This window comes from Listeria swaminathanii (assembly GCF_014229645.1).
Classification (GTDB): Bacteria; Bacillota; Bacilli; order Lactobacillales; family Listeriaceae; genus Listeria; species Listeria swaminathanii.
Genome location: NZ_JAATOD010000002.1, coordinates 244,997 through 270,817, shown reverse-complemented (window position 1 = coordinate 270,817; position 25,821 = coordinate 244,997). Strand labels below are relative to the sequence as shown.

Genomic DNA, 25,821 nt, shown 5'->3' with positions numbered 1-25,821 from the left:
CAGACCTATAAAAAGCAGTTAGTATTGATTAAGTAACCAAAATATAAATAAAGTTAACGATTTAGTGAACAAGGTGCAAATAAAAAAATCCTTCTATAAAAAGAAGGATTTTTTCGGTTATTTTTGTTGTTCTTTTAATAAATCGCGAATTTCTTTTAAGTATTCCTCGGTTGGAGGTACTGGTGTTTCTTCCGTAGGTTGCTCTTTTTTCTTAATAAAGCTAGTAAGTATTTTGACAAAAATAAATATGGCAAAAGCGATGATGACAAAGTCAACGATGGATTGAATGAATGCACCATACTGAATAACTGATTTACCGACTTTGAAACTTAAATCTGTAAAATCAAGCCCACCTAGAAGCACACCAACAAGTGGCATAATAATATTATCTACTAAAGATGAAACAATTTTCCCGAATGCAGCCCCGATAACTACCGCAACAGCGAGGTCAAGTACGTTCCCTTTTAACGCGAAATCTCTAAATTCTACTAACATTTTTTTCATATAATTCACCTCCCACTACCCAGTATAAAACATCTAACTGCGATGTGAAAGCAACTGAACTTATTTTAGTAACAAACGGCCTATGTAAAGCGCGGGCAATACTAAAACGTAGCCGATAATGATGAATGTCAGCGTTCGAAGCCAGAAAGAGCTAAGAATGGTTGGTTTCCATTTTGCCAGAAGTGCTGGAAGCCGCATCGTGATGAGTATAACAAATGCAAATAAAAAAAATAATGCGATGTAACGAAGCATAGCACAACCTCCTTTTCTTTTACTATGCCATAATGTGCGCGCCTTTTGCAATAGCGAATGAGCCGATTATTTCCATTCAATTCTTGCACGTGATAAGTTAAAAAGAGTAAAACCGTTCGTTCACAAAGGAGTAGGAAATGAAATTAATGAAAAGGGTCAGTTTTATTGTCATCTTACTATTTATACTCATCGTGCCGGTTCAGCATGTTTCTGCGCATGCTTATTTGGAAAATTCCAATCCAGCCGATCAATCACATATTAAAACCGCACCAGAAAAAGTAACGCTTGTTTTCAATGAAGAAATTGAAGCAGATTTCCCGTTGATAGAAGTGAAAAATTCTAGCGGGAAACGCGTGGAAACAGGGAAGACGGCTGTTTCTAAAAAAAATAATCATATGGTGGAAGCGTCGTTGCCAGCTGATTTAAAAGCAGATGTCTATTCGGTTTCATGGCGTGTAGTTTCGGCTGATGGTCACGCGGTAACGGGCTTAATTTCTTTTAAGTTAGGCGACACCAAAGCGACATTCCAAGCGACCGAAGTACCGTCGAATAGTGCGGACTTACAAATTAGTTCGGTTCAAAAAGCAATACTATACATAGGATTTTCGTTGTTTATTGGGATGCTGCTGTTCGGCTTAGGCCTTTATCCGCGGAAAGAACCGCTGACCGAGAAAATATCTGCTCGTTTGAAAAAAGTAACGTGGACAGCGCTCCTATTTTTAGGCGTAGCATTCCTCATGCAACTTTTCGTACAAACAAGCATCACAACGGGTGTGGCAATCAGCGAAAGCTTCCAACCAAGCCAGTTAGCGGCTTTCTTAACAACAAAAACTGGTTATATTTGGATTAGTGAGTTTGTTGTCTGGTTCGTACTTACCATTTTTGTTATCATCATGTTCCGCAAAAATAAACAATCGAGCTGGTTCGCGCTTCTGACCGAGACGGCATTAATTGGCTATTTAATTTTCGCGAAGGCTCAGAATGGACATGCTGCAGCGAGTGCCGATAAAATAGTAAGTATCACAGCCGATATGCTTCATATGATTGCGGCAAGTGTTTGGGTTGGCGGAATCTTGGTTCTTTTATTCGTATTACCGCGAACCGGAAAAGCGCGCGAAATTTGGAGTCGGTTTGCAATCGTCGCAATCATTGCAGTCGCATCAATCTTGGTTAGCGGCTTGCTCATGGCGGTTATGAATATCGGCCAAATGGCAAACCTATTTACAACCAATTACGGTAAAATGCTCCTTTTCAAAATCGGCTTATTTTTACTAATGGCCTTACTTGGCCTAGGGCATTACATCTATCTCAAAACCCAAAACAAAAAGATACCATTTAAAACGATTCTCGTCGAACTCATCATTGGCACCATCATCCTTGTAGTCGCAAGTGTTTTAACAAATGTACAAACACCACCGCCACCTGCTCCGAAAGCATTTGACGAAACAATTGCAGCAGACGGCGAACCGGCCAAAATTAATTTACGAGTGGAACCCGCGACAGTCGGCCAAAACCAATTTATCATCACATTCACCTCAGCAGACGGCGCAGCAAAAACGGATTTTGAACAAGTAACCATCACAACAAAATCCACCAAAACCGACGAAAAATCAACTTTCCAAGCAAAACTCGCAAATGATACGCAATATTTTGCAGAAGGACTTTATATTAACCAAACCGGAAAATGGGAAATTACCGTCCATGGCTTAACGAAAGATTTTACCGATATTAATCAAACATTTACGACCAATATTACACAGTAAAGGGGAAAAACAATGAAAAAAATTATTAGTTCGCTCGTCATTTTATTAGCTGTTTTCATCATTCCATTCCAAGCAAGCGCTCATGTTTCCGTTCAACCAAGCGAGTCGAGCGTTGAATCTTGGGAAACATACACAATGAAAGTCCCATCAGAAAAAGACGCCGCATCTAAGAAAATCGTTTTAAAAGTACCAAAAGGAGTTTCATTCGAATCGTACGAACCCGTGCCAGGCTGGACAACAACTGTGGATAAGAAAAACGCTATAGTAACTTGGCAAACAGAAGGGAACGGCATTGAAAAAGGCCAATTCCAACGTTTTAGTTTTATCGCTAAAAACCCAAGTGAAGAAGGAGAAATCGCTTGGAATGCCTACCAATATTATGAAGATGGTTCGATTGTTGAATGGGTTGGAGCGGAAGACTCTGAGACCCCGCATGCGACAACAAAAATCGTGAAAGAATCGTCTAAATCAAGCACTGGTTCACACGGAGAAATGGTGGCGGGAGCAGAGAATACGGCAGGAGATACGAGTGAATCCGATGACAATACTATTTTGCTATGGACCGCAGTAGCTATTAGCGTTCTTGCACTTATCACAGGAATTCTTGCCATTTTAAGCCGGAAAAAATAACATCAAAGGAGCAAACAGATGAAACGGAAAATCATCCATTTAGCAGTCGGAAAACCGAAAGAACTGGCCCTTCCAAATAATAAACGAATGATGACCGGCATTGAAAAAAAGCTCGTCAAAACAGCGCAATTAACGATGAATGGCTTTGAAAACGATGCTCCGCATAATTTGAAATATCATGGCGGGGTAGACCGGACCGTCTGCATCTATCCCTATGAGCATTACGCAAAATGGGCAGAAATGTTTGGCGAAGAACTACAAATCACCGCTTTTGGCGAAAATCTAATCGTCACAAATATGCTAGAAAGCACGGTTCAAATCGGTGATAAATTTCAAATTGGCGAAACCATCATCCAAGTAACCGAAGCCCGAAACCCGTGCAGCACAATTGAAAAATTCAATGCCATCCCGAATCTCTACAAAACTATCCACGAAACCGGACTAACTGGCTATCTTTGTCGAACAATTATTCCAGGTGAGATAAAAGAAACAGATGAAATCAAACAAATTCACCAAGAGTCACACGGGGTAACCGTTGCCTTTTGCCATGAAAAAGTACTTCATAAAAAAGGAACAAACGAAGACTTTGAGCGTATTTTGGCCGTGGAAGCATTGTCCGAACGCTACCGTGATCAAGTCGAAAAACGAATAAAAAAGTGATAGCATCATTCGCTATCACTTTTTGTATTTTCATCGGCTAATTCTTTTTTTCTTAATGTTAGAAATTGCTCTACGACCGCGATTTCATCTTTCGTTAAATCTGGCGTATCTGCAATTAATTGGGTAATCTTACTCGCTCTTTGTGTGCTGGAGGCAGTCGGTTTTTTAGTACGGAAAAAGTTAGTTATCGTACTAGTAATCATCCCGATAAACGCGATACCGAACAGCATCATAATTGACGCCAAAATCCGGCCAATCGGTGTTACAGGAACAATATCACCATAACCAACCGTTGTCGCCGTAACAATCGCCCACCAAAGCGCATCCGGATAATTATTTATCTCCGGTTCAATAAAGACCATCGGAACAGGGATAATAATTACGAGCAATACGAAAATCATTAAAAATCGATTCAAACCATTGGAACGGAAAAAGTTATAAATCGGAACAATATATCGTCTTCCCATCGCAGTAATCGTTAAAAGATGGACAAAGCTAACAATCCGAGCCGCTCGGAAGCCAGTGTAGAATGGAATAATCGCAATCAGTTGAAACGGATGTGTTTTGACATAATGCCATCTACTATCAGCCCGGTAAAGCCGAACCAAGTAATCAAGCGTAAATATCAGCCAAATAATCCAATTTAATATAAAAGTAAAGGTATTTCTGTACGGTAATAGGGCAAGGGAAAGTAATATGAGAATAAGCATAAAAGTCTCATAAATCATTTTTCTCTTTGTTTTATCCAAGTTATCCACCTCGTTTGACTTATACTCTCACTTATTTTAGCATAAAACGACGCAAAAGCCGCGGATAAATCAAAAAAAGCTGGCAACATAAAGTTACCAGCCATTTTCGTTATTTTATTCGTAGTCGATTACTTTTACTTCTTGATGCCAGTAAACATAAGTAGCAAAGTAGCGCGAACAACATTGTAATAATTAAGCTATGGGCAAGCGCGATATATAAGTTCACTCCTGTATAAACAGAAAGCGCACCAGTAACGGCTTGAAGTGCAATAAACACAAGCGACAATACCATGCTAAAAGTGAGTACCCGGTATCTTCTATAATCCCGGAACACAAGCCACGTTACATACAGCAACCAAACAATCAGGATAAAGGCCGCTAATCGGTGGAAATACTGTACATAGTCTTGCACAGAAGTAGGCATGATAAAGTGACCATTTTCAAAAGGCCAAACCGGAACAGCCATACTTGCTTTTTCATGTCGTACGAGCGCACCAGTGTAAACCGCTAAGTACGTGTAAATCGTTAGCGCATAAATATTAACGCGTAATTTTGCCCCCATCACGAGGTTTCTAGCATCAAATTTTCTGTCTACCTCGAAAATCATTAAGGCAAGCAATACAATAGAAGCATAACAAATGATCGAAATACCAAAGTGCAGCGCCATGATGTACGGATTTTGTCCCCAAACAACAGCCGCCATTCCCATTAACGCTTGAATAATTAGAAACGATACAGCGATAATCGCAAGTGGTTTAGTTTCCCGACGATTTTTCATGTAAATCCAAGCACAAATCGCTAAAACAATAACAAAAATCGAGCTGATTCCCGTCGTCATTCGGTGCATGAATTCAATTAATTTCTCCGGAGTGACATCTGTTAAATGAACTAATTGTCCATTACAAAGCGGCCAACTATTACCACAACCGTCTGCTGAGCCCGTTTTCGTCACAAGCGCTCCGCCAAACACAACGACCGTCATACAAATAATCGTTAGTACGGACCAAACTTTCAAGAATTTTTTCATTATCTACCAATCTCTCCTTTAGATGCGTGTGAGATTTTACTAAAATTTGTGTCTATGTATAAGTTCATGAGTACACATCAAACTAATTGTAGCGTGTTTATTTAAAGAAGTAAAGCGTACAAGACTAAAGCCGATTTATTGACAAAAGGTGCGTATTTTTCACATAATAAGGGTATAGGATATCTATCAGTTCGCAATCACTGGTTTATATCAGCAAGTGTTAGGGGGAGAAAAAGTGAATCAGATAGAAAAGACTGGGGAGTTATCGGCTAGTAGATTTACTGTCCGTGATTTTACCGAGCTTGTGAAAATTGGTATCGTGAATTCCAATACGATTACTGCTTTTACAGGTATGTGGTTAGCCTTTCAGTTAAATGGAATTTCTTTTATTCAAAATGTAGACGTGATATTTTTTACTATCGTCGGTTCAGCACTTATTGTAGCTGCTTCGGGCGCTTTTAACAATGTCATCGACCGTGATATTGACGGAATTATGGAAAGAACAAAAAACAGACCAACAATGACCGGGAAAATTTCTGGTAAGCGTGCGTTAATGGTCGCGCTTGTGCTAGGTGTTGTCGGCACGATTATGTTGTTTATGACGACTTGGCAAGCAGGAGTTCTTGGCGTTATCGGGGTCTTTTTGTATGTAGTCGTTTACTCACTTTACGCAAAAAGAAAATTAGTTAGTAACACCGTAATTGGTAGTTTTTCGGGCGCTGTGCCACCGCTAATTGGTTGGTTTGCAGTCGAACCATCGTTTAGCATCGTGCCAATCATGCTATTTCTCGTGATGTTTTGTTGGCAGCCACCGCATTTTTATGCGATTGCCATTAAACGGAAAGATGAATATGCAGCTGCGGGAATCCCAATGTTGCCAGTTGTGAAAGGCATTGAACGCACGAAGAAAAGCATGTTTTTCTGGGTAATTTTATTAACTATCCTGCCGTTCTTTATGTTTGAACTAGGCATCGTCTATGTTATTTTAGCAACATTACTTAATATCGGCTGGCTAGCACTGAGCATTTACGGTTTCAAAATGGAAGATAGTATCAAATGGGCAAAATGGATGTTTGTTTACTCATTAAACTATATGACGATTTTATTTGTAGCGATGGTCGTTATTTCGATTTTCCTATAAAAATAAAAAGCAATTACGGCGAAGCGTGATTTACTCCGTTTCCTCGTAATTGTTTTTTTTATGACTTTTAAAGCTTTTCAAATGATAATAGTATTGGTAAAATGAAAGTTACATCAAGAAAACAAAATACTGCCGAGGAGGGCAAAATGTGAAATTTATAATGCGAGTAGCTGTGCTATTAATCATTTGCCTGTTCATTGGATACAACACAGATCTATTTTTTAGTAAATCAGTAGAGCAAAATACTGCCGAGGATACTGCAACAAAATCCAATTTTCCTGATGAGAAAAAAACAACAAATGAAAATCCGAAACAAGTGCAAGATAGTTCCAGCTTGGCAAGATTTATTAATAAAAATGTAAGTGAGTTAAAGAAAGAATTTGGCGACCCGGTGCGAGTGGATAAAACAGCATACGGCTATGATAATTACATTTATAGTCAACCCGGAACAAGCTACATGCAAGTCGGCGTAACAAATAATATCGTTCAAACCGTCTACGCGCTAGGGCAAGATTTAAATGTCATGCCATATACAATAGGCATGTCCACCGAAAAAGTATTTACCGATGCTAATTTGCAATCGGAAATATCCTTCAACTATAAAGACAGCTATTATAAATTCGAACTTTCTGAAGAAGACTTAAATGCTCGTCCGATTATCAACATTGGAAGCGGCGTTTATGCGCAACTGAATTTCGATAAATTCAAGTCAAAACTTATTAGTGTACGTTACCTCAATAAATTATCTTTCATCAAAATGCGCCCCTATGAATTATCCTACCAAGGAGAAATTTATGAAGAAAAGTTGTCGCCAGAAGATTGGAATGCGATTGATGACGCTTCAAGTAAGCAAGTTTTAGAAATCACCAATGTCATTCGCGACCGCTATGGTATCGAAGAAGTAGCTTGGGACGAATCGGTTGCTAAAGTTGCTTATGGTCATAGTGTTGATATGAAGAAAAATAGCTATTTCGATCATACTTCACCAACACAAGGTGATTTAAGCAAACGTTTGAGCGCTGGTAATGTCAAATATACAAAAGCCGGAGAAAATATTGCATATAATTATGTCGATAGTGCGGCGGCTGTTGAAGGTTGGCTCAACTCTAAAGGCCACAGAGAGAATTTACTCGATGGTTCTTATACCTATATGGGTGCGGGAACGTATCAGAAATACTATACGCAAAATTTTATTATTAAGTAATCGTTCTATGGTATAATAAAAAAGTAAGTTATATGGAGGTGGCTAGATTGCTCGCTACAATGGAAAATATGGCGCTACTCGATTTATCAGATGAGCTTGCTAGCATGATTCTAGACTCCGAGGAAGCGCAAAATTACAAACGTGCCAAAGAAGCGTTACTCAATGACGCTAATTCACAAAAAAATATTCGTCAATTTATACGAATAAAAGATCAATACGAGGAAGTACAGCGGTTCGGCCGGTACCATCCTGACTATAAAGAAGTAACCAGAAAGACTCGTGCCTATAAGCGCGAAGTCGACATGGACCAAAATGTGGCAGCTTTTCGCCGTGCAGAGATGGACTTACAATCTCTCTTGGATGAAATCAGTCTGCTCCTCGCAAGTGCAGTTTCGGAGAATATCAAAGTACCAACCGGTAATCCGTTTTTTGAAACAAAATCTGCTTGTTCGACAGGTGGATGTGGCAGCGGGGGAGGCTGCGGTTGTTCAGCGTAAAGCTTATCCTAAAAAGAAGGAGCTTAAACAATGGAAAATGATAGACAAGCTATCGTCGTTTGGATGAATCATCTTAAACAAGTTAGATCTTTGAAGCGATTTGGGAATGTTCATTATGTATCGCGCAAGTTAAAATATGCGGTATTATATTGTGATATGGCCGAAGTAGAAGATATCTCTAACAAAGTTTCTCGTTTTCATTATGTGAAACGCGTGGAAATGTCTTTCCGTCCGTTCTTAAAAACAGAATACGAATCCAAAAAAGAATTGATGTACGAACATAAAAACGAAGATGTGCAAATTAGTATTTAATCAAAACGGCGAGACTATTTCAACTAGTCTCGCTGTTTTTTTGCACCCATTTATGATAAAGTAAAAAAGACATTGAAGTAAAGGTTGTGCAAAAACATGAGAGTCATTGCAGGAGAACGAAAAGGACATGCTTTAAAAGCAGTTCCAGGAAATAATACAAGACCGACAACAGATAAAGTAAAAGAATCATTATTTTCGATTATTGGTCCCTTTTTTGATGGTGATATCGTTCTGGATTTATTTGCCGGAAGTGGCGGTCTTGGAATCGAAGCACTAAGCCGGGGTGCCGAACGAGCAGTATTTATTGACCAAGCAACACTGGCGATTAAAACAATCCGTCAAAACCTTGAAGGCTGTCATTTTACCGAGCGTGCGGAAGTCTACCGAAATGACGCCGAACGAGCACTCAAACTACTCCACAAAAATGAGTGGAAATTCGACCTTGTTTTCTTAGATCCACCATATAAAAAGCAACAATTAGAAAAATTAATGATTGCTTTGGAAAAACTAGAACTAGTGAGCGATCAGGCAAGAATCATTTGCGAGCATGACAAAGAAGCCGTTATGCCAGACACCATTGGAAAATTCGAGAAAATCAGATCAGTTTCATATGGAATTACTGTTTTATCGATATTTGAATTTCAGGAGGCGTAGAAATGGGAGAAAAAATTGCCGTTATTCCCGGAACATTTGATCCAATTACAAATGGACACTTGGATATTATCGAACGTGCAGCGAAAATTTTTGATGTGCTTTACGTATCCGTTTTAAACAATTCGTCCAAAAAACCACTTTTTACGGTGGAAGAACGAATGGAAATGATCAAACAAGTAACCGCCCATTTGCCGAATGTTCAAGTAGAAAGCGCGAGCGGATTAACGGTTGATTATGCAGCTAAGCGCGGAGCTACTGCGATTGTCAGAGGGCTGCGAGCTGTTAGCGATTTTGAGTATGAGATGCAAATTGCTTCGATGAACCGAACACTTAATGCCGAAATCGAAACTTTTTTTGTGATGACTAACACGAAATATTCCTTTTTAAGTTCGAGCATGGTCAAAGAAGTGGCGCAGTATCAAGGCGATATCCGCGAACTTGTACCCGAAGTCGTGAACGAAGCAGTACAAGCAAAATTTAAGTAAGTAGGAGATGGAGAAATAATGCGTAAAGAGTGGAAAAAAATAACGGCGATAGTGCTGTTAATCATTATTATAGCGGGCTTTTTTATTCCAGTTCCGTATTATATTTCAAAACCTGGCGGAACCGAAGAACTTGCGCCACTCGTTACAGTTGATGACCATCCTAATAAGAAAGATGGCTCACTTAGTCTAGTGACAATTGCGATGGGAAAAGCGAATATTTATACATATATGACAGCTAAATTCCTGCCATATCATGAACTAGAAAAAGATAGCGACGTAAAATACGACAATGAAAGCGATGAAGAATATAACGTTCGCCAAATGCAAATGATGAACGAATCCAAAAACAATGCTATCCAAGTTGCCTATAAAGCAGCCGGCCAAGAAGTCAAAGTCACTTATGATGGCGTATACGTTTTAAGTGTAAAAGATGACGTCCCAGCAGCCAATGTCCTTCACGCTGGCGATTTAATTACCGAAATTGACGGACATGCCTTTAAATCAAGCCAAGAATTTATTGACTACATCCACAGCAAGAAAGTGGGCGACACAGTCAAAATTAACTACAAACACGGTGATAAAAACGAAACATCGAACATCAAACTAACCGCGATTGATAAAAAAGGCACACCAGGAATTGGAATTACACTAGTAGATGACGAACAAATCACCGCAGATCCAACTGTGAAAATTGATTCCGAAAAAATCGGCGGGCCTTCTGCTGGTTTAATGTTCAGCCTAGAAATTTACAGCCGTTTCCAAAAAAATGACCTTACAGATGGTAAAAAAATCGCTGGAACTGGAACGATTGACCCTGATGGCACCGTTGGCAGAATCGGTGGGATTGATCAAAAAGTCGTTGCGGCAGATAAAAGCGGCGCGAAAATTTTCTTTGCACCAAATGATCCTATTACCGAAGAAATGAAAAAAAGCGACCCGAGTATCGAAAGCAACTACGACACTGCTGTAAAAACAGCGAAAGACATTGACTCTAAAATGAAAATTGTCCCAGTGAAAACATTCCAAGATGCTGTTAACTATTTAGAAAAACTACAATAAAAAAAGTCGCGTTGTCTACATTCAGACAACGCGGCTTTTTTCTATTAAAGATATTTTGCAGTTAATGATTGTTTGTTTTCCAGTAAATCGAGAGGTACACCTTCAAAAATAATTTGTCCACCTGTGCTACCGCCTTCTGGACCAAGATCGATAATCCAGTCAGCGTTTCGAATAATATCGACATTATGTTCAATCACAATGACCGTATTTCCTTTATTTACGAGCGAGTGAATAATTGCCAGAATATGTTCGATATCTGACATGTGTAGTCCGGTCGTTGGTTCATCCATAATATAAATCGAACCTTTTTTATGCAACTCATTGGCGAGTTTAAGACGTTGACATTCACCACCCGATAGCGTGCTAAGTGCTTGGCCAAGCGTGACATAACCAATGCCAACTTCTTCCATTGCCGCAATTTTCTTCAAGATTTTTTTATCTGTAAAGAAATCAAGGGCTTCGGAAACCGTTAATTCTAACACATCACTAATCGATTTCCCGTCTAGTTTATATTGCAAAACAGAATCTTGGAATCGTTTGCCATGACAGACTTCGCAAGGTGTACGAATCGAATCCATGAAAGCTAAATCCATCGTTGTAAAACCAAGTCCTTTACAGTTTTCGCAAGCCCCTTTGGAGTTATAACTAAACAGGGACGGGCTAACAGCATTTTCCTTCCCAAATGCTTTTCGAATCGGATCCATAATGCCAGTATAGGTTGCTGGATTGGAGCGAATATTCGCGTGAGCTGCTGATTGATCGATAACAATCGCATCTGGATATTCTTTTAGAAACACGGAATGAATCAAGGTACTTTTACCCGAACCAGCCACGCCAGTAATTACTGTAAGTACTTCTTTCGGAATGTTTGCTTGAATATTTTTCAAGTTAAAACGACTACTTTTTTCGGTGGATAAAAAGCCTTTTGGAACGCGAGGCTTATCGTTAATGGGTAAATGACGATTGAGGAAACGGCCAGTCAGGGTATCAGACTTCAATAAATCTGCGTAACTCCCAACAAACTGAATTTCACCACCATGTTTCCCAGCGTGCGGACCAACATCGACAATATGGTCGGCAATTTTAATTACATCAGGATCATGTTCAACGACGAGAATTGTATTGCCTTTATCACGTAATTTCACGAGTAATTCATTTAACCGATGCACATCACGAGGATGAAGCCCAATACTCGGTTCATCGAAAATATAAAGTAAATCAGTTAGGCTACTATTTAAATGACGAATCATTTTAACGCGTTGTGATTCACCGCCAGAAAGAGAAGCTGTTTGGCGATCAAGTGTCATATAACCAAGTCCGATATCAATTAAATGCTGCAATCGCTCTGTGATACTTTTGACCATCGGGATAGCGGTCGAATCAGTAATGTTCGCAACTGTTTCTGTTAGTTCGTCTAATTGCATCACTGTGAAGTCGGCAATATTCGCACCATTTATTTTGCAAGATAAAGCTTGCGCAGAAAGTCGTGTGCCTTCGCAAGTTGTACAAGGCGCGATATGTGTAAATTTATCGACACGTTTTTTCGTAGAAGCAGACATTTCGCCTTCTTTTTGAATGTACAAACGATTGAATTTTGGAATTAAGCCTTCGTACGTGGCGTTCATGCTGCCCATCGGAGTTTCCAGAAAGACTTTAATATCTTTACCATGTAAAAGCATGTCGTATTCTTCTGGGGTATAATCTTTTATTTTTTTATTCACATCAAAAAAGCCGGAATAAGCATAGGAATTCCAGTACCATGAGTCGACTGAAAACGTCGGAAATAAGATGGCGCCTTCTTTGAGGGATTTATTTGGATCAAGTAATTTGACTAAATCAACCGAAACTTTTTGACCAACACCGTGACAGTCGGGACACATACCAGCAGGATCATTAAAAGAAAATAGATTTGCTGTGCCGATGCTAGGTTTGCCGACTCGCGAGAAAAGTAATCGCAAAATCGAATTAATATCTGTAATGGTACCAAGGGTGGAGCGAGAATTACCACCAAGTCGTTTTTGATCAATAATAACAGAGGTGGAGAGGTTTTCAATTGAATCTGCATCCGGTTGCGAATACTTCGGAAGAAAATTACGAAGATAAGCGCTGTATGTTTCGTTTAACTGTCTTTGCGATTCCGTGGCAATTGTTTCAAATACAATAGAAGATTTCCCAGAACCAGATACACCAGTAAAAATAGTGATTTTTCGTTTTGGAATATCTAGGGAAATATTTTGGAGATTGTTTTCACGTGCTCCTCTTAAGCGAATATATTCTTGTACCATACACATACCTCCTGTTTTTTGAGTCGGACAAACATCTTAGCAAAATAGCACTGTAAAAGTCAACCAAAAACCTTGTAAATATTTACAAGGTCAAAATTGGTGGAATATGAAAGTCGCCAGCTTGATAATTTTCAAGTCCATTTGCCAACGTATAAATAGAAGTTGCTCGTAAATCTTCTTCTAAAAGTCCAGGTGCTGCTTTGGAAACAGTTGTAACTATAGGAAGAGAAATATTTTTTTTGTGAAGTGATAAGTATTTTTGACCAGTTTTATTCATGCCAAGTATTCGAATGTAAGGCGAGGTAGGCTGTTCTTTCGCATTTAATAAAATTTGCAAAGCGGTTCGCTGCAATCTGGCATTGCTATATCGTTTTGTTTTTAATCGTTCAATAAAATTGGAAAAACTCTGCGCTTTGGTTGCCGCGTGTTGCATTCGGTTTTGAATGCCTTCACTAACACCACGAATTCCTTCAAGCTCCTCCGAACTAGCTTGAATTAAGCGATACTTAAGTAACGGCCAATAATCTTCCCATGATAAAAATGGTCCTGTATAATTTTTTAAAACTTCGATGGAAGACGCAGGAAGATAGCGACTTGCTTCTTCTGATTTTCCCGCAAGTATTAATTTTCGAATCGCAGTCGCGCTAGCAATTTGATCATGAGTTGCTTCCTCAGCGTGATATTCGGCATGGGCGCGCGGGATTGTTTGCAAGGAGATAGTAGGATTTTGTTTTTGAACAGCCAGTGCGTAATGGAAACCGAGAATGTTGTTTGGTTTAGTGACGTCCAGCAAGTCAGCGCCGAATAAAGTGGTGAAAGCTTCTGTATAAGCTCTCGCATAAGAAATTTTCTTATCAACTAACGCCAGCTGAATTACCTGATTAAATGCTGCTTCATTTTCGACAACTGTTTTAGCAGCGACCGAAAAATCTTCCGCAACCCCATGCTCACTTCCAAAAAACAGTGAATCAACATGAAGTGCATCTAAAATCCGAACGGACTCTTCGGCAAAAATAGTCGCATGTTGTGTCGCAAATGAAACCGGAAGCTCGACAACCATATCAACGCCAGCAGCGAGCGCCATCTTCGTTCGTTCCCATTTAGGCAAGATTGCCGGTTCGCCGCGCTGCACAAAAGAGCCGCTCATTACCGCAATCACCACATCTGCATTAGTGGACTCACGTGCCTTATTTAGATGTAGTTTATGCCCATTATGAAACGGATTATATTCGACCACAATTCCAGTTGCTTTCATTTCGATTCCCTCCTTTAGATAATCTATTTTAGCATAAATTTCCGCCAGTAGTTTTGGTCCCCGAAAAACCATTGACAAAAGCCTTTAAAAAAGCTATAATATTTTGTGTTGCGCTTGGAGTGATGTAGGATGAAATGGTCTATCAGTCAATTGAAAAAATATCGTGACAGCAACTTCACGATTAATGAAAAAGCTGACCTAAAAAAGTTCTTTCAAGAGAACAATATAGACGTTCGTGATGCAAGCCCCGTACAAGTAACTGGGGAACTTATTGTACACCCAGAAGAAGTTACCGCTAACCTTACAATGAAGGGCGAGTGGACACTTCCATGTGCTCGTACACTTGAGGATGTTGTTTATCCTTATGAAGTGCATGCGACGGAAACCTTTGTGAAATCCAAAGAACAAGTTCTAGATGAATCTTGGCATGTGATGGAACAGGATATGGTCGATTTAACCCCTGTAGTAGAAGAACTTTTACTCGTTGAAATTCCAATGCAAGTTTTCAGTGAAGATGCACTCGATATGAGTAAACTTCCACGAGGCAATGAATGGGAAATGAAAACAGAAGAAGGCAATCTACTAGAACAAATAGCAAAAGAACCAAAAGTGGATCCTCGTCTTGCGGGATTAGCCAATTTTTTCGATGAGAAAAAAGAAGACTAAACTCCCCGTGAAGCTGGAATATATTAAGGAATTTATTTTTCTTAGATTAACGATACAAGTACTTAGTTATCGTCAAGGAGGTGTAAGGAAATGGCAGTACCTTTTAGAAGAACTTCAAAAGCCAAAAAGCGTAAGCGTCGTACTCACGTGAAACTTCAACTTCCGGGCATGAACGAATGCTCGAATTGCGGCGAATACAGACTTTCCCATCACGTATGTCCAGAATGTGGACAATATGATGGCAAAGATGTAGCAAACAGCTAATATTGTTAAAAACAAGTGACGTTTCACTTGTTGAAAACGAACCTCGAAAGACGCCATGGGTCTTTCGAGGTTTTTGTTTACGCCAAAAAGTGCAAACGAACGCTACTTCTGATAAAATAAAAGCATTAACCAATATGGAGCTGAAGGAAATGGCGAACCAACTAAAGGTCGGAATTATTGGAGCGGGAGCGATGGGGCTTTTATACGCAGCTAATTTTGCCGCGACATCAGAGCTCACCCTTTTTACACGAAGAAAAGAACAAAGTACGCTATTAAATCAAGAAGGGCTTTCTTTAAAAGATAATTCCGAACTAAAAAATATACATATAAAGGCAGCGGAAATAACAGATACTGTCCAATTGTCGGAACAGCAGTTATTAATTGTGGCCGTTAAACAATATTCCTTAAAAACAGTTTTACCCGTTTTACAGCAATTACCTGAAACAGTGCCACTATTGTTCATTCAAAACGGAGCAGCTCATTTAGATAGTTTATCGCTACTTGGTGATAAGCGAACTATTTTGCTAGGGATTAGTGAGCATGGTGCTGGCCGAGAAGACGATACGACAGTCGTTTGGCGTGGGCATGGTCGGACAAAGTATAGTGTTTATCAAGGGGAACTTAATACCGATTTAGCAAAATTACTGCAAGCTAATCCGGATTTCCCGATTGAAAAGCACGATAGTTACCTAGAAATTATCCAAGAGAAATTATTTGTTAACGCAGTGATTAATCCACTGACAGCCGTCCTTCAAGTGCCGAACGGGAAACTGTTAGAAAATGAGGAATGGCATACGCTGTTAAAAACTATTGTGAAAGAAATTCAAACGGTTTTACCCGTAGAAAATGCTTTAGAGAAAGTGGAGGCAATTTGCCAAGTGACTGCAACTAATTTTTCTTCGATGGCGCTTGATCGAATGAATAATCGAATGACAGAAATTGATGGAATCGTGCTGCCGCTACTAGAAAAAGGGGAGTCACTTCCTACGCTTCGCTCGCTATATCATCTAATTAAAGGGTTGGAAGGAGAACATAATGTTTGATTGGTTAACTAATTCAACAGCAATTATTATTATTTTACCAGTGGTGGTATTTATTTTTACGATGTTTTTTTCCAGTATTAAAATAAAGAAAAGCCAGCGGAGAATTATGTTAGCCGCTGACTTATCTACTATTTTCTTGATTATCGCCGTTCATTTTTTCATGATTGTGCTATTTAATCGCTCGTTCTTACTATATATTTTACTATTTTTATTTATTTTAGGTATTGCGATTGTTGTGATGGCTGCGAAAAAGGAAGGCGAAATCCAATTCCGCAAAATTCTTCGTGGCTACTGGAGACTATGTTTCTTCATTTTCGCGTTGCTATACGTAGCACTTTATCTTTATGGCATTATTTATAGTCTGGTTTTACGTTTTTAAGTGGGTTCGTTTCAATCCAAACCTTACTTAAATCAAAATAGCCGTATGGATTTTCAGCAATTCCTTTCATCATTGAGTGAAGCGATTGGCTTTTCTCTGGGTGGTGCAAATAAATTAAATAATGATTGTCTGTCAGCCAGCGATCAATTTCAGTTTGTAAGGCGTCTCTTTTGGAGGCGTCTTTTTCTGCTTTAAATGCATCTAGTTTTTTCGTGAGTTCAGTAATAATGCTTTGGTTGAAAAGTTGTTGTGGTAAAAGATACGGATTGTTTAGGAAATCTAAATAAGCAATTTCATCATCGGAAGCTGGAATTTCGCCCATCATCATAAAATCAGTTTCTTCTTCGGGAACTTTAGAATAAGAAGCTTCGTGATGGGTGATGATTCGTTGTTCTAGGTGAATTCCGAATTGCAGCGCTTGGTCACGAATCCACTTGGCTTCGTTTATGGCAGAGGGATGATGGGTTGTTCCAAAACTCACTTTTTCCCCTTGGTAATTTGCTTCTTTTAATAAAGTAGCGATTTTTTCAGGGTGCTTTTTAGGAGGAATGGATTTTTCGGGATAGTAGTTGGAAGCCACTGTGCCATAATTTTCGAAACCTTGCTCGCTGGCTTTTTGACAATCTATGAGGTGATAGATTGCTTCGCGAAATGCCGGATGTTGCGGGACGCCGTTTCGATGAGTATTAAAACAAAGGAAATTAACGCCTACACCAGGTTTGCGACGTTCGACATAGGCCGTGTTTTCCTCGTAATCAACAGAAGTAAACTGCATCGGGATGGTTTTTAAAGTTGTTCCAGTTTGAGCTGTCCAAAATTCTACGCGGTCAAGAATAGGTCGCTCTAAAAAATAACCATCAAATGCTTCTAAAACAAAACGTTCATCATTACGCTCCACTACGCGAAACGGCCCAGTGGAAATCCATTTATATTCATCAAAAATAACGTCGCGCGGTAAGATAGCCATATTTGCAGTTGATAAATAGCGAATGAAAAACGGGTCGGCTTTTTTTAACCGAATAGACAGGGTGAATTTATTTAGGCATTGGATGGTTTTAATATCTTGTAATTGCCAAGCGGAAACGGATTTTGTTTGCATAGAACGAAGCAAACTGAACTTCACATCTTCGCTATCAAGCATCCGTCCATGGTGAAATAAAATACCTTTTCGTAAATAAAATGTCCATTCTGTAAAGTCATCTGAAACGGTCCAATGGTGGGCAATATGAGGCATAATCTGTTTTTTGGTTTCATCATATTTGACGAGTGAATCACTAATTTGAGTAATGAGAAAAGCTTCCATAGACACAGAGGTTTTAAGCGGATCTAAGGTGGTGAGTTTGCGGCGAACGATTGAGCGGAGAATTTCTTGTTGATTTTCTGTTACTTGTAAGCCGAACATTTGTTGAATTTCGGTGGAGATACCTGTAAACCAACTTTTCGGAATGGCTAGTTGTAGTAAAAATAAAATATCGCTAAATGCATCTTCTGCTAGACTTTGTTCCAAAACTTCCAGCACTTCGTCTTCTAGTGGCTTAGGAAAAATAATTCGCGAAACATTTCCACGACCAAGCCCGGGAAGATAGGTGAGCATTTCTTTTGTTTGATATTGTTGCAATTTGCGTTTGGCATTTTTCGTCGTACAAAACCAAATGTCTGCGAGATCACTTAATTTGAAAGGGACGTCTAAATCAGCGGCGATGCTATATAGATAGGCCCGCATCGTGAAATAATCTTTATCCATCATACAGCTCCATTCTAAAAGGGGACAATTTATGCTAATGAATACCCTTTTTATATTTCTGTATCCCTTTTATACTAACAGAGAAGTCAGAAAAATTGCAAATGGAGGAGATGTCATGTTTAGAGAGTTACATCCGAATATTCGTGCGCGGATATTAATTCAGTTTTTGAGTAAAGTGATTGGTTCGATGATTTTTCCTTTTATGGCAATTTATTTTTCAATGGAAATTAATAGTAGTGTGGCGGGAATTCTTTTGATGATTAATGTTTTGGCGCAATTTCTTGCAGGTATGTACGGTGGGCATTTGGCGGATATTATCGGTCGTAAGAAATTAATGGTTGCTGGAGAATTGCTGAAAGTGTTTGCGTTTCTTGGGATGGTGTTGTGTAATTCACCGTTCTTTCATTCCCCGTGGGCAACTTTTGTAATGCTACTTATTATTGGCGTGGCGCAAGGCTTAATTAATCCGGCGGGAGAGGCGATGTTGATTGATGTAAGCACACCAGAGAATCGTTCGTTTATGTATTCGGTTAGTTACTGGGCGAATAATTTATCGATAATGATTGGGATTATTGTTGGTGGTTGGTTTTTTGTTGATTACCTGTTCCCGTTGCTCGTCGCACTCTTTATCATGTCTTTTGTCACGGCGTGGTTGACAATCACCTTCATTTCAGAGACGTTGCAACAAAAAGTGATCCCTGAAAAAGGGACATATGGCGTCATGGCGATGCTGAAAAACTATGGGCAAGTGTTGCATGATTATCGTTTTCTTCTATATACAATCGGTGGAATTGCAATTATGTCGATTGAGTTTCAGCGGAGCAATTACATTTCGGTTCGTTTAGCGGAGGATGTTCAGGCCTTACTTGTGCATTTAGGTCCACTTGGAAATGTTTCTTTAAATGGTGTGCAAATTGTGAGTGTGCTAACAGCTGTGAATACCCTTTTTATCGTGCTTTTCACTGTGCCGATTGCAAGGTTCGTAACTAAACGGGCGCAGCAACCGATTATGTATGTAGGGTTCACTTTATTTGCGGCTGGTTTTGCTGTTTGTGCCTTCGCGAATAGTTTGACGGTGTTGCTCCTTGCGACAGTGATACTTTCGGTTGGCGAATTGCTTTACGTGCCAACGCGCCAAACAATCTTAGCTGCGATTGTGGATGATGATAGACGCGGAGCCTATATGGCGCTTAATGGCATCATTTTCCAAATTGGGAAGATGGTTGGTTCAGTAAGTTTAGTATTCGCGCCATTTATTGGCAAATATGGTATGGGTGCTTTTACCGTTTTACTTGGAATTTTAAGTATCGTTTTCTCAGCGGCGGCATTAAAATCAGGCTGGGAAAAAGTATTGGCAAAATGATTTTGGGGTGAAAGTGGGGAATCCCTCCACCGAGCCCCACATTGTTTTTCACAAATGAAAATAGCTGTAAATGGCTTTAAATAAGGGTTTTATCATTCTGTGCTTTAACTGGAATGATTTTTTTTTGCACTTTTTTAGGTTTTGGGTGGTGCGAAGTGGGGAGATGTGGTAAAGTGGTATGTATGAAAGTGGGTGAAGTCTAATGTTCATGGGAGAATATCAACATAACATCGATATAAAGGGCAGATTAATTGTGCCAGCTAAATTCCGTGAGCTTTTGGGGGATAATTTTGTTATAACCCGAGGACTTGATAAGTGTTTATTTGCTTATCCACAAGAGGAATGGAAAAAGCTTGAAGAAAAGCTCCAAACCTTACCACTTACTAAGAAAGATGCTCGTTCCTTTACACGTTTCTTCTTTTCCGGTGCGTCTGAATGTGAACTAGACAAACAAGGTCGGATTAATATTCCATCCAACTTACTACAGTATGCGGATTTGGAAAAAGAAACAGTTATTATTGGGGTTTCAAGTCGTATTGAAATTTGGAGTAAATCAGAGTGGGACGATGTCTTTAACGAGGCAGAAGAATCTTTTGCTGATTTAGCCGAAAATATGATTGGCTTCGATATTTAAGGAGGGAAATTGCATGTTTAAGCACGAAACCGTATTACTACATGAAACAGTCGATATGCTTGAAGTAAAACCAGACGGAATCTATGTCGATGCAACACTTGGCGGCGCAGGTCACTCAGAGTATTTACTAAATAAGCTTAATGAAAAAGGGCATTTATTTGCTTTTGACCAAGATCAAACAGCAATTGATAATGCAGAAATTAAACTAGCAGATTATAGCGATAAAGTGACTTTTATTAAAGCCAATTTTCGCGATATGAAAGAAGCATTGAACGAACGCGGAATTGAAGCGGTTGATGGGATTTTATATGATTTAGGTGTTTCTTCCCCTCAATTAGACGAACGAGAACGTGGATTTAGTTATCACCAAGATGCTGCACTTGATATGCGAATGGATCAAGAACAAGAACTGACAGCGAAAATCATTGTCAACGAATGGTCTTACCAAGATTTAATCCGTATATTTTTTCAGTATGGTGAAGAAAAATTCTCGAAACAAATTGCTCGCGAAATTGAACGTCGCCGTGAAGTAAAACCAATCGAAACAACCGGCGAACTAGTAGATATCATCAAAACAGCCATCCCGGCGCCAGCAAGAAGAAAAGGCGGACATCCAGGGAAACGAACTTTTCAAGCAATCCGAATTGCAGTTAATGATGAATTAGGTGCGGTGGAAGATTCACTTGAAAAAGCTTTAACTTTAATAAAACCAGGCGGCAGAATTAGCGTAATTACGTTCCATTCACTAGAAGACCGTATAACAAAGCAATTATTCCAAGAAGCGACAAAAGGACCCGATTTACCACCAGGCCTTCCAGTCATTCCAGATGAATATAAACCAGATTTCAAACTTGCTACAAGAAAACCAATCGTACCAAGTGAAGAGGAACTGGAGCAAAATAACCGAGCGCGTTCAGCAAAATTACGCGTTATCGAAAAAATTATCAAATAGCAGGAGTTGAAAAAATGTGAGCAATGTCGCCTATAAATCGAATCTCGAGCCAAATAGAGTACATAGAGAAGCGGAACAGCCAAAAAAACAAATCCTAAAACGTGGCCAAATGACACTGGGAGAAAAACTAATCATCACGATTGCGCTTGCGATTGTTTTAGTTGTTGCTTTTCGTATAATTAGTGTACAAGCTCAAATTTACACAGTAAACCAAGAAATTCAAACAAAAGAAACCAAAATTCTCGACCAGCAAAAATCAAATGAAGACTTAAAAGTAGAAGTAAAAGATTTAGGGAGATATGAACGTATTTTAAAAATCGCTAAAGAAAAAGGGCTAAAACTTGATGGCGATAATGTGAAAGTGGTAGATGGTCAATGAAACGGCGTATAGGTAACATGAGAAGGGGAGCTCTTGTACTTTTTATCTTTTTCACGATTCTCTTTCTCTTGGTTTCTGGCCGTTTTCTTTATTTGCAAATTACGGGAGAAGCAAATGGAGTTCCACTTGCAGCAAAAGCATCTAAACAACATTTAAAAAGCAGTGTTCTCGAAGCAAAACGCGGCTCCATTTTAGATCGAAAAGGAGAAGTGTTAGCAGAGGATACGGCTTCTTACACGATTGCAGCGGTTGTTAGCGATAAACTTTCCAAAACAACGAAAAATCCAATGCGTGTAGTTGACGAAGAAAAAACAGCGCGAGTGCTTGCCAAATATATTCCGATGGACGAATCTGACATTTTAGACAAACTCCAAGAAAAAGGAAAATATCAAGTCGAGTTCGGTTCGGCTGGTAAAAAAATCTCTACAGAAACAAAAGCAGCGATTGATAAAGAAAAACTACCGGGCATTGAATTTACTCGCCAATCAGAACGATTCTATCCTAATGGAACATTTGCGACACAATTAATCGGTTTTGCACAACAAGAAGAAGAAAAGAACACAACTGTTTTAGAAGGTAAAATGGGAATTGAATCCCGTTATAATGATATTTTAACAGGCAAAAACGGTAAAGTTGACTATAGCACAGACAGAATGGGTTATATTTTACCTAATTCTAAAAATAAAGTAACAGAAGCAAAAGACGGAAAAGACATCACCCTTACGCTCGATAAAAAAATTCAAACCTTTTTAGAAGACACGATGACAACTGTAGACGCAAAATATAAACCGAAAAATATGATGGCAGTTGTAGCCAATCCAAAAACCGGTGAAATTTTAGCTATCAGTCAACGTCCTTCTTTCAATCCAGCAGATCGGTCTACTATTACTGGAAATAGTTCTAGCATTTGGCAAGATTTACCTGTCGAGTACGCTTATGAGCCAGGATCGGTAATGAAAATTATCTCCCTTGCTTCGGCGATTGATACGAATACTTACAATCCCAATGATTATTATCAATCAGGTTCTTATAAAGTAGGCGATATTGCCATCCATGACCATAATAACGGAAATGGTTGGGGCTCGATTACGTACCGTGAAGGGGTAGAACGCTCTAGTAACGTAGCGTTTGCCAAACTTCTAAACAAAATGGGAACAGATACTTTTAAAACCTATTTAGATGAATTCGGCTTTGGAAAGAAAACAGGAATTGCCTTACCTAATGAAACAAACGGTAAAATTCTTTATAACTATCCAATCGAAAAAGTAACAACTGTTTTCGGGCAAGGGACAACCGTTTCTATGATGCAAATGATTCAAGCAGCATCCGCAATCGCGAGTGACGGCACAATGAAAGAACCTTATGTCGTTTCAAGTGTCAAAGATCCGAATACAGGTGAAGAAACAGACACTAAAACAAAAATTGCTGGTAAACCCATCAGTGCAGAAACAGCCAAGAAAACCCGTAACGAATTAAAAAATGTTATTAGTGGCCAAAATGGTACTGGTAAATTATATGCCATTCCTGGATATGATGTAGCGGGTAAAACCGGGACATCGCAAATTCCAGATCCGAAAACAGGTAAATACATGACTGGCGCAGATAATTATATCTTCTCCTTCCTAGGTATGGCCCCAGCGGATGACCCGGAATTAGTTATTTATGTAACGATGCAACAACCGGAATTGTCTGGTAGTCAAACAGGTGGCGAAGCAGTGTCGGAAGTATTTAACCCTGTAATGAAAAACAGCCTACAATATATGAACATTAAACCAGGCGACGTAGAAAAATTAGCTTCTGAAAAAGTGCCAGTTTTAGCAGAGAAAACAGTAGAAGAAGCTAAAAAAGCTGTGCAAGATAAAGGCTTGGAACCAATCGTTGTCGGTAACGGCAAAAAAATTGTCCAACAACTTCCACTAGCAAATAGCGCAATTATGCAAGGCCAAAAAGTTATTTTAATGACCGATGGCGAAATGACTGCGCCAGATATGGTGACTTGGTCTAAAGATGATGCGCTGAAAGTTTCTGAAATAACCGGAATTCCATTTGAGTTTAGCGGAAGTGGTTATGTGAAGGAACAAAGCGTTTCCGCGGGTAGCGTCATTAATAGTGAAACGAAAATGAAACTAACCCTCGCACCGCCAGCAGAAATTGGTGATTTTAACCAAAATCACGATCAAGATACAGCTGAACAAAATAAAAAAGCGACTGACATCCAAGAAAATGCCGGTATCGGCGATTTGCTCAATTAATAATAGGAAGATAGAAGTATGTCAGCTTTACAAAGTGGCATACTTCTAACTTTAAATGCAATCTGTGTCTTTTGTCGTGGTAGCTATACGCTGTTGTTTTTGCTAAGATAGAAAAGGATTCTTTTTGGTTTTAGCAAAACTAACAGAAAGAATAAGTTTGAGGAGATGGCAAGAATGAAGTTAAATGAACTAATGCAAGCTATCCCGGTGTATACTGGCGAGGCGAGTGAAACAATTGAAATTAGCCAAATCGCCCAAGATAGTAGAAAAGTACAACCTGGGACATTGTTTATTTGTATAGACGGGGAATTGGTGGATGGACATCAGTTCGCGGCACGCGCTGTGGAACTAGGTGCGGTAGCGATTATCGCAGAAAAACCAGTAGACGTTGCGATTCCTGTGTTATATGTTAGAGATTCCAAACGCGCCATGGCAATGTTAGCTGATTATTTTTATGGTTCACCAACCCAAGCATTAAAATTAGTTGGAATTACTGGAACCAACGGAAAAACAACCGTAAGCCATTTAGTAGAACAAATCGTTCGTGAAAATGGTGAGCAAACAGGTCTTATCGGTACAATGTATCGCAAAATTGGCGACCAAATTTTAGAAACGAAAAACACCACACCGGACAGCCTGACTTTGCAAGAAACATTTCGAGATATGCTACTTAGCGGAGTGAGCACTGCTGTGATGGAAGTTTCCTCACATGCACTCGTTCAAGGTCGCGTCTACGGCTCCGACTACGATGTCGCTGTCTTTATGAACTTATCTCAAGATCATCTAGATTATCACCATACAATGGAAGAATATGCAAATGCTAAAAGTTTGCTGTTTGCGCAACTAGGTAATAGCTACCATACAAGTAATCCGAAAATTGCTGTACTTAATGCTGATGACGCGGAAAGTGTACGAATGCAAACCGCGACAGCCGCACACGTCATCACTTTCGGAATAAAAGAACAAGCTGATTTTAAAGCAAGCAATATTAAAATTACAAGCTATGGTTCCTCGTTTGATTTAGAAACCCCAGTTGGTAATTTTGGATTGAAAATAAAAATGATTGGTAACTTCAGTGTTTATAATGTGTTAGCTGCAATTGCAACTAGTTTCGCATTACATATTCCAATCGAAAAAGCGATTGCGACCGTGGAAACTATACCAGGTGTCAAAGGCCGTTTCGAACTCGTACATGCAGGGCAAGATTTCCCTGTTATCGTCGATTATGCCCACACACCAGACGGCTTGCTAAATGTTTTACAAACAATTGATGAATTTGCGGAAAAACGCGTTTTTGTCGTGGTTGGTTGCGGCGGTGACCGTGATAAAGGAAAACGTCCACAAATGGCGAAAATTGCTGTCGATTACGCAACAAATCCGATTTTTACATCCGATAATCCGCGCAGTGAAAACCCGCATGCGATTATTGAAGATATGATTCAAGGTGTTCCAGAAAGCGATTCTTATGTTGTCTATGAGAACCGCCGAGACGCCATTCGTTTTGCAGTAAACGAGGCCGAAATAGGGGATGTTATTCTGATTGCTGGAAAAGGTCACGAAGATTATCAATTGATTGGTGACGAGGTTATTGATTTCGATGATCGCGTCGAAGCTCGAATAGCTATTGAAAAAAAACTCGGACTCGCATAAAATATGAAGTGAAGTGCT

General features: G+C 39.4%; 27 protein-coding genes. 20 read left to right on the top strand and 7 right to left on the bottom strand.

What is annotated here, in order from left to right:
- Positions 1 to 117 precede the first annotated feature (117 nt).
- Positions 118 to 504 carry a large conductance mechanosensitive channel protein MscL gene (mscL, locus tag HCX62_RS08510; protein WP_185559517.1) on the bottom strand — a complete coding sequence of 129 codons (387 nt, stop codon included), beginning with the start codon at positions 502 to 504 and terminating at the stop codon, positions 118 to 120.
- A gap of 60 nt (positions 505 to 564) precedes the next feature.
- Positions 565 to 756 (bottom strand): hypothetical protein, encoded by a 192-nt coding sequence (locus tag HCX62_RS08505; RefSeq protein WP_008948371.1) that lies wholly within the window; start codon positions 754 to 756, stop codon positions 565 to 567.
- Positions 757 to 893: 137 nt separating this feature from the next.
- On the opposite strand from HCX62_RS08505, the gene HCX62_RS08500 reads away from it, so the two are divergent.
- From HCX62_RS08500 to HCX62_RS08490, 3 genes are read left to right on the top strand one after another with little or no spacing between them, the layout of a single operon-like run.
- A complete protein-coding gene (locus HCX62_RS08500; RefSeq protein ID WP_185638442.1) occupies positions 894 to 2,519 on the top strand; it encodes a copper resistance CopC/CopD family protein in 1,626 nt (541 codons plus the stop codon).
- Between the two features lie 12 nt (positions 2,520 to 2,531).
- Complete coding sequence (locus HCX62_RS08495; protein ID WP_185638440.1) at positions 2,532 to 3,149, top strand: YcnI family copper-binding membrane protein; 618 nt, start codon at positions 2,532 to 2,534, stop codon at positions 3,147 to 3,149.
- A gap of 18 nt (positions 3,150 to 3,167) precedes the next feature.
- Positions 3,168 to 3,809 carry an MOSC domain-containing protein gene (locus HCX62_RS08490; RefSeq protein ID WP_185638438.1) on the top strand — a complete coding sequence of 214 codons (642 nt, stop codon included), beginning with the start codon at positions 3,168 to 3,170 and terminating at the stop codon, positions 3,807 to 3,809.
- Positions 3,810 to 3,814: 5 nt separating this feature from the next.
- On the opposite strand, the gene HCX62_RS08485 is transcribed toward HCX62_RS08490, so the two are convergent.
- Both HCX62_RS08485 and HCX62_RS08480 read right to left on the bottom strand, forming a co-directional pair.
- Positions 3,815 to 4,558: a potassium channel family protein gene (locus HCX62_RS08485; protein ID WP_185638436.1), complete on the bottom strand. Its 744-nt coding sequence runs from the start codon at positions 4,556 to 4,558 to the stop codon at positions 3,815 to 3,817.
- Between the two features lie 109 nt (positions 4,559 to 4,667).
- Complete coding sequence (locus HCX62_RS08480) at positions 4,668 to 5,585, bottom strand: COX15/CtaA family protein (protein WP_185638434.1); 918 nt, start codon at positions 5,583 to 5,585, stop codon at positions 4,668 to 4,670.
- A gap of 235 nt (positions 5,586 to 5,820) precedes the next feature.
- Here HCX62_RS08480 and cyoE point away from each other — a divergent pair, with 235 nt between their 5' ends.
- The 7 genes from cyoE (at position 5,821) to HCX62_RS08445 (ending at position 10,937) form a co-directional block, all read left to right on the top strand.
- Positions 5,821 to 6,726 (top strand): heme o synthase, encoded by a 906-nt coding sequence (gene cyoE / locus HCX62_RS08475; RefSeq protein ID WP_185638432.1) that lies wholly within the window; start codon positions 5,821 to 5,823, stop codon positions 6,724 to 6,726.
- A 148-nt stretch (positions 6,727 to 6,874) separates the two neighbouring features.
- The gene (locus HCX62_RS08470) at positions 6,875 to 7,930 is read left to right on the top strand and encodes a CAP domain-containing protein (RefSeq protein WP_185638430.1); all 1,056 of its coding nucleotides are present in this window, start codon (positions 6,875 to 6,877) and stop codon (positions 7,928 to 7,930) included.
- A gap of 47 nt (positions 7,931 to 7,977) precedes the next feature.
- Positions 7,978 to 8,427, top strand: coding sequence for a YlbF/YmcA family competence regulator (locus HCX62_RS08465; protein WP_185638428.1), 450 nt, complete (start codon positions 7,978 to 7,980; stop codon positions 8,425 to 8,427).
- A gap of 30 nt (positions 8,428 to 8,457) precedes the next feature.
- Positions 8,458 to 8,739 (top strand): YlbG family protein, encoded by a 282-nt coding sequence (locus HCX62_RS08460; protein ID WP_003748837.1) that lies wholly within the window; start codon positions 8,458 to 8,460, stop codon positions 8,737 to 8,739.
- A gap of 96 nt (positions 8,740 to 8,835) precedes the next feature.
- The gene (gene rsmD / locus HCX62_RS08455; RefSeq protein WP_185532130.1) at positions 8,836 to 9,393 is read left to right on the top strand and encodes a 16S rRNA (guanine(966)-N(2))-methyltransferase RsmD; all 558 of its coding nucleotides are present in this window, start codon (positions 8,836 to 8,838) and stop codon (positions 9,391 to 9,393) included.
- Positions 9,394 to 9,395: 2 nt separating this feature from the next.
- Positions 9,396 to 9,878 (top strand): pantetheine-phosphate adenylyltransferase, encoded by a 483-nt coding sequence (gene coaD, locus HCX62_RS08450; protein WP_008948361.1) that lies wholly within the window; start codon positions 9,396 to 9,398, stop codon positions 9,876 to 9,878.
- A gap of 18 nt (positions 9,879 to 9,896) precedes the next feature.
- Positions 9,897 to 10,937: a SepM family pheromone-processing serine protease gene (locus tag HCX62_RS08445; RefSeq protein ID WP_185638427.1), complete on the top strand. Its 1,041-nt coding sequence runs from the start codon at positions 9,897 to 9,899 to the stop codon at positions 10,935 to 10,937.
- A gap of 44 nt (positions 10,938 to 10,981) precedes the next feature.
- Here HCX62_RS08445 and HCX62_RS08440 read toward each other — a convergent pair whose 3' ends face one another.
- The gene (locus HCX62_RS08440) at positions 10,982 to 13,222 is read right to left on the bottom strand and encodes an ATP-binding cassette domain-containing protein (protein ID WP_185638425.1); all 2,241 of its coding nucleotides are present in this window, start codon (positions 13,220 to 13,222) and stop codon (positions 10,982 to 10,984) included.
- Between the two features lie 82 nt (positions 13,223 to 13,304).
- Positions 13,305 to 14,477, bottom strand: a complete 1,173-nt coding sequence (locus HCX62_RS08435; RefSeq protein WP_185638423.1) for a nucleotidyltransferase — start codon at positions 14,475 to 14,477, stop codon at positions 13,305 to 13,307.
- Positions 14,478 to 14,606: 129 nt separating this feature from the next.
- Between HCX62_RS08435 and HCX62_RS08430 the strand changes: the two genes are divergently transcribed.
- From HCX62_RS08430 to HCX62_RS08415, 4 genes are all read left to right on the top strand, one after another.
- Positions 14,607 to 15,143 (top strand): YceD family protein, encoded by a 537-nt coding sequence (locus HCX62_RS08430; RefSeq protein WP_185392161.1) that lies wholly within the window; start codon positions 14,607 to 14,609, stop codon positions 15,141 to 15,143.
- A gap of 90 nt (positions 15,144 to 15,233) precedes the next feature.
- Positions 15,234 to 15,407, top strand: coding sequence for a 50S ribosomal protein L32 (gene rpmF / locus HCX62_RS08425; RefSeq protein WP_003726143.1), 174 nt, complete (start codon positions 15,234 to 15,236; stop codon positions 15,405 to 15,407).
- Between the two features lie 149 nt (positions 15,408 to 15,556).
- Entirely contained in the window at positions 15,557 to 16,450 is an 894-nt protein-coding gene (locus tag HCX62_RS08420) for a 2-dehydropantoate 2-reductase (RefSeq protein WP_185638421.1), read from the top strand.
- Positions 16,443 to 16,829, top strand: a complete 387-nt coding sequence (locus HCX62_RS08415; protein ID WP_185638420.1) for a DUF3397 domain-containing protein — start codon at positions 16,443 to 16,445, stop codon at positions 16,827 to 16,829. Before HCX62_RS08420 ends, HCX62_RS08415 begins: the two co-directional genes overlap by 8 nt.
- On the opposite strand, the gene HCX62_RS08410 is transcribed toward HCX62_RS08415, so the two are convergent.
- Positions 16,801 to 18,573: an SgrR family transcriptional regulator gene (locus HCX62_RS08410; RefSeq protein WP_185638846.1), complete on the bottom strand. Its 1,773-nt coding sequence runs from the start codon at positions 18,571 to 18,573 to the stop codon at positions 16,801 to 16,803. The two genes, HCX62_RS08415 and HCX62_RS08410, sit on opposite strands and share 29 nt — an antisense overlap.
- 115 nt (positions 18,574 to 18,688) lie before the next feature.
- Between HCX62_RS08410 and HCX62_RS08405 the strand changes: the two genes are divergently transcribed.
- From HCX62_RS08405 to HCX62_RS08380, 6 genes are all read left to right on the top strand, one after another.
- Positions 18,689 to 19,936, top strand: coding sequence for an MDR family MFS transporter (locus HCX62_RS08405; protein WP_185638418.1), 1,248 nt, complete (start codon positions 18,689 to 18,691; stop codon positions 19,934 to 19,936).
- A gap of 202 nt (positions 19,937 to 20,138) precedes the next feature.
- Positions 20,139 to 20,570, top strand: a complete 432-nt coding sequence (gene mraZ, locus HCX62_RS08400; protein WP_003723756.1) for a division/cell wall cluster transcriptional repressor MraZ — start codon at positions 20,139 to 20,141, stop codon at positions 20,568 to 20,570.
- A gap of 13 nt (positions 20,571 to 20,583) precedes the next feature.
- Positions 20,584 to 21,522 (top strand): 16S rRNA (cytosine(1402)-N(4))-methyltransferase RsmH, encoded by a 939-nt coding sequence (rsmH, locus tag HCX62_RS08395; RefSeq protein ID WP_185638416.1) that lies wholly within the window; start codon positions 20,584 to 20,586, stop codon positions 21,520 to 21,522.
- 16 nt (positions 21,523 to 21,538) lie between these two features.
- Positions 21,539 to 21,901 (top strand): cell division protein FtsL, encoded by a 363-nt coding sequence (gene ftsL, locus HCX62_RS08390; RefSeq protein WP_185638414.1) that lies wholly within the window; start codon positions 21,539 to 21,541, stop codon positions 21,899 to 21,901.
- A complete protein-coding gene (locus HCX62_RS08385; RefSeq protein WP_185638412.1) occupies positions 21,898 to 24,153 on the top strand; it encodes a penicillin-binding protein in 2,256 nt (751 codons plus the stop codon). The genes ftsL and HCX62_RS08385 overlap by 4 nt, the downstream gene beginning before the upstream one ends.
- Positions 24,154 to 24,327: 174 nt before the next feature.
- Positions 24,328 to 25,803, top strand: a complete 1,476-nt coding sequence (locus HCX62_RS08380; RefSeq protein WP_185638410.1) for a UDP-N-acetylmuramoyl-L-alanyl-D-glutamate--2,6-diaminopimelate ligase — start codon at positions 24,328 to 24,330, stop codon at positions 25,801 to 25,803.
- Positions 25,804 to 25,821 lie beyond the last annotated feature (18 nt).

Coding starts and splice junctions, on each gene's coding strand:
- HCX62_RS08420 (WP_185638421.1), top strand. CDS start 15,557: ATGGCGAACCAACTAAAGGTCGGAATTATTGGAGCGGGAGCGATGGGG.
- HCX62_RS08380 (WP_185638410.1), top strand. CDS start 24,328: ATGAAGTTAAATGAACTAATGCAAGCTATCCCGGTGTATACTGGCGAG.
- HCX62_RS08505 (WP_008948371.1), bottom strand. CDS start 756: ATGCTTCGTTACATCGCATTATTTTTTTTATTTGCATTTGTTATACTC.
- HCX62_RS08480 (WP_185638434.1), bottom strand. CDS start 5,585: ATGAAAAAATTCTTGAAAGTTTGGTCCGTACTAACGATTATTTGTATG.
- HCX62_RS08495 (WP_185638440.1), top strand. CDS start 2,532: ATGAAAAAAATTATTAGTTCGCTCGTCATTTTATTAGCTGTTTTCATC.
- mscL (WP_185559517.1), bottom strand. CDS start 504: ATGAAAAAAATGTTAGTAGAATTTAGAGATTTCGCGTTAAAAGGGAAC.
- coaD (WP_008948361.1), top strand. CDS start 9,396: ATGGGAGAAAAAATTGCCGTTATTCCCGGAACATTTGATCCAATTACA.
- HCX62_RS08435 (WP_185638423.1), bottom strand. CDS start 14,477: ATGAAAGCAACTGGAATTGTGGTCGAATATAATCCGTTTCATAATGGG.
- HCX62_RS08490 (WP_185638438.1), top strand. CDS start 3,168: ATGAAACGGAAAATCATCCATTTAGCAGTCGGAAAACCGAAAGAACTG.
- rpmF (WP_003726143.1), top strand. CDS start 15,234: ATGGCAGTACCTTTTAGAAGAACTTCAAAAGCCAAAAAGCGTAAGCGT.
- mraZ (WP_003723756.1), top strand. CDS start 20,139: ATGTTCATGGGAGAATATCAACATAACATCGATATAAAGGGCAGATTA.
- rsmD (WP_185532130.1), top strand. CDS start 8,836: ATGAGAGTCATTGCAGGAGAACGAAAAGGACATGCTTTAAAAGCAGTT.
- HCX62_RS08460 (WP_003748837.1), top strand. CDS start 8,458: ATGGAAAATGATAGACAAGCTATCGTCGTTTGGATGAATCATCTTAAA.
- HCX62_RS08405 (WP_185638418.1), top strand. CDS start 18,689: ATGTTTAGAGAGTTACATCCGAATATTCGTGCGCGGATATTAATTCAG.
- HCX62_RS08430 (WP_185392161.1), top strand. CDS start 14,607: ATGAAATGGTCTATCAGTCAATTGAAAAAATATCGTGACAGCAACTTC.
- HCX62_RS08440 (WP_185638425.1), bottom strand. CDS start 13,222: ATGGTACAAGAATATATTCGCTTAAGAGGAGCACGTGAAAACAATCTC.
- HCX62_RS08415 (WP_185638420.1), top strand. CDS start 16,443: ATGTTTGATTGGTTAACTAATTCAACAGCAATTATTATTATTTTACCA.
- HCX62_RS08410 (WP_185638846.1), bottom strand. CDS start 18,573: ATGGATAAAGATTATTTCACGATGCGGGCCTATCTATATAGCATCGCC.
- rsmH (WP_185638416.1), top strand. CDS start 20,584: ATGTTTAAGCACGAAACCGTATTACTACATGAAACAGTCGATATGCTT.
- HCX62_RS08500 (WP_185638442.1), top strand. CDS start 894: ATGAAATTAATGAAAAGGGTCAGTTTTATTGTCATCTTACTATTTATA.
- HCX62_RS08385 (WP_185638412.1), top strand. CDS start 21,898: ATGAAACGGCGTATAGGTAACATGAGAAGGGGAGCTCTTGTACTTTTT.
- HCX62_RS08445 (WP_185638427.1), top strand. CDS start 9,897: ATGCGTAAAGAGTGGAAAAAAATAACGGCGATAGTGCTGTTAATCATT.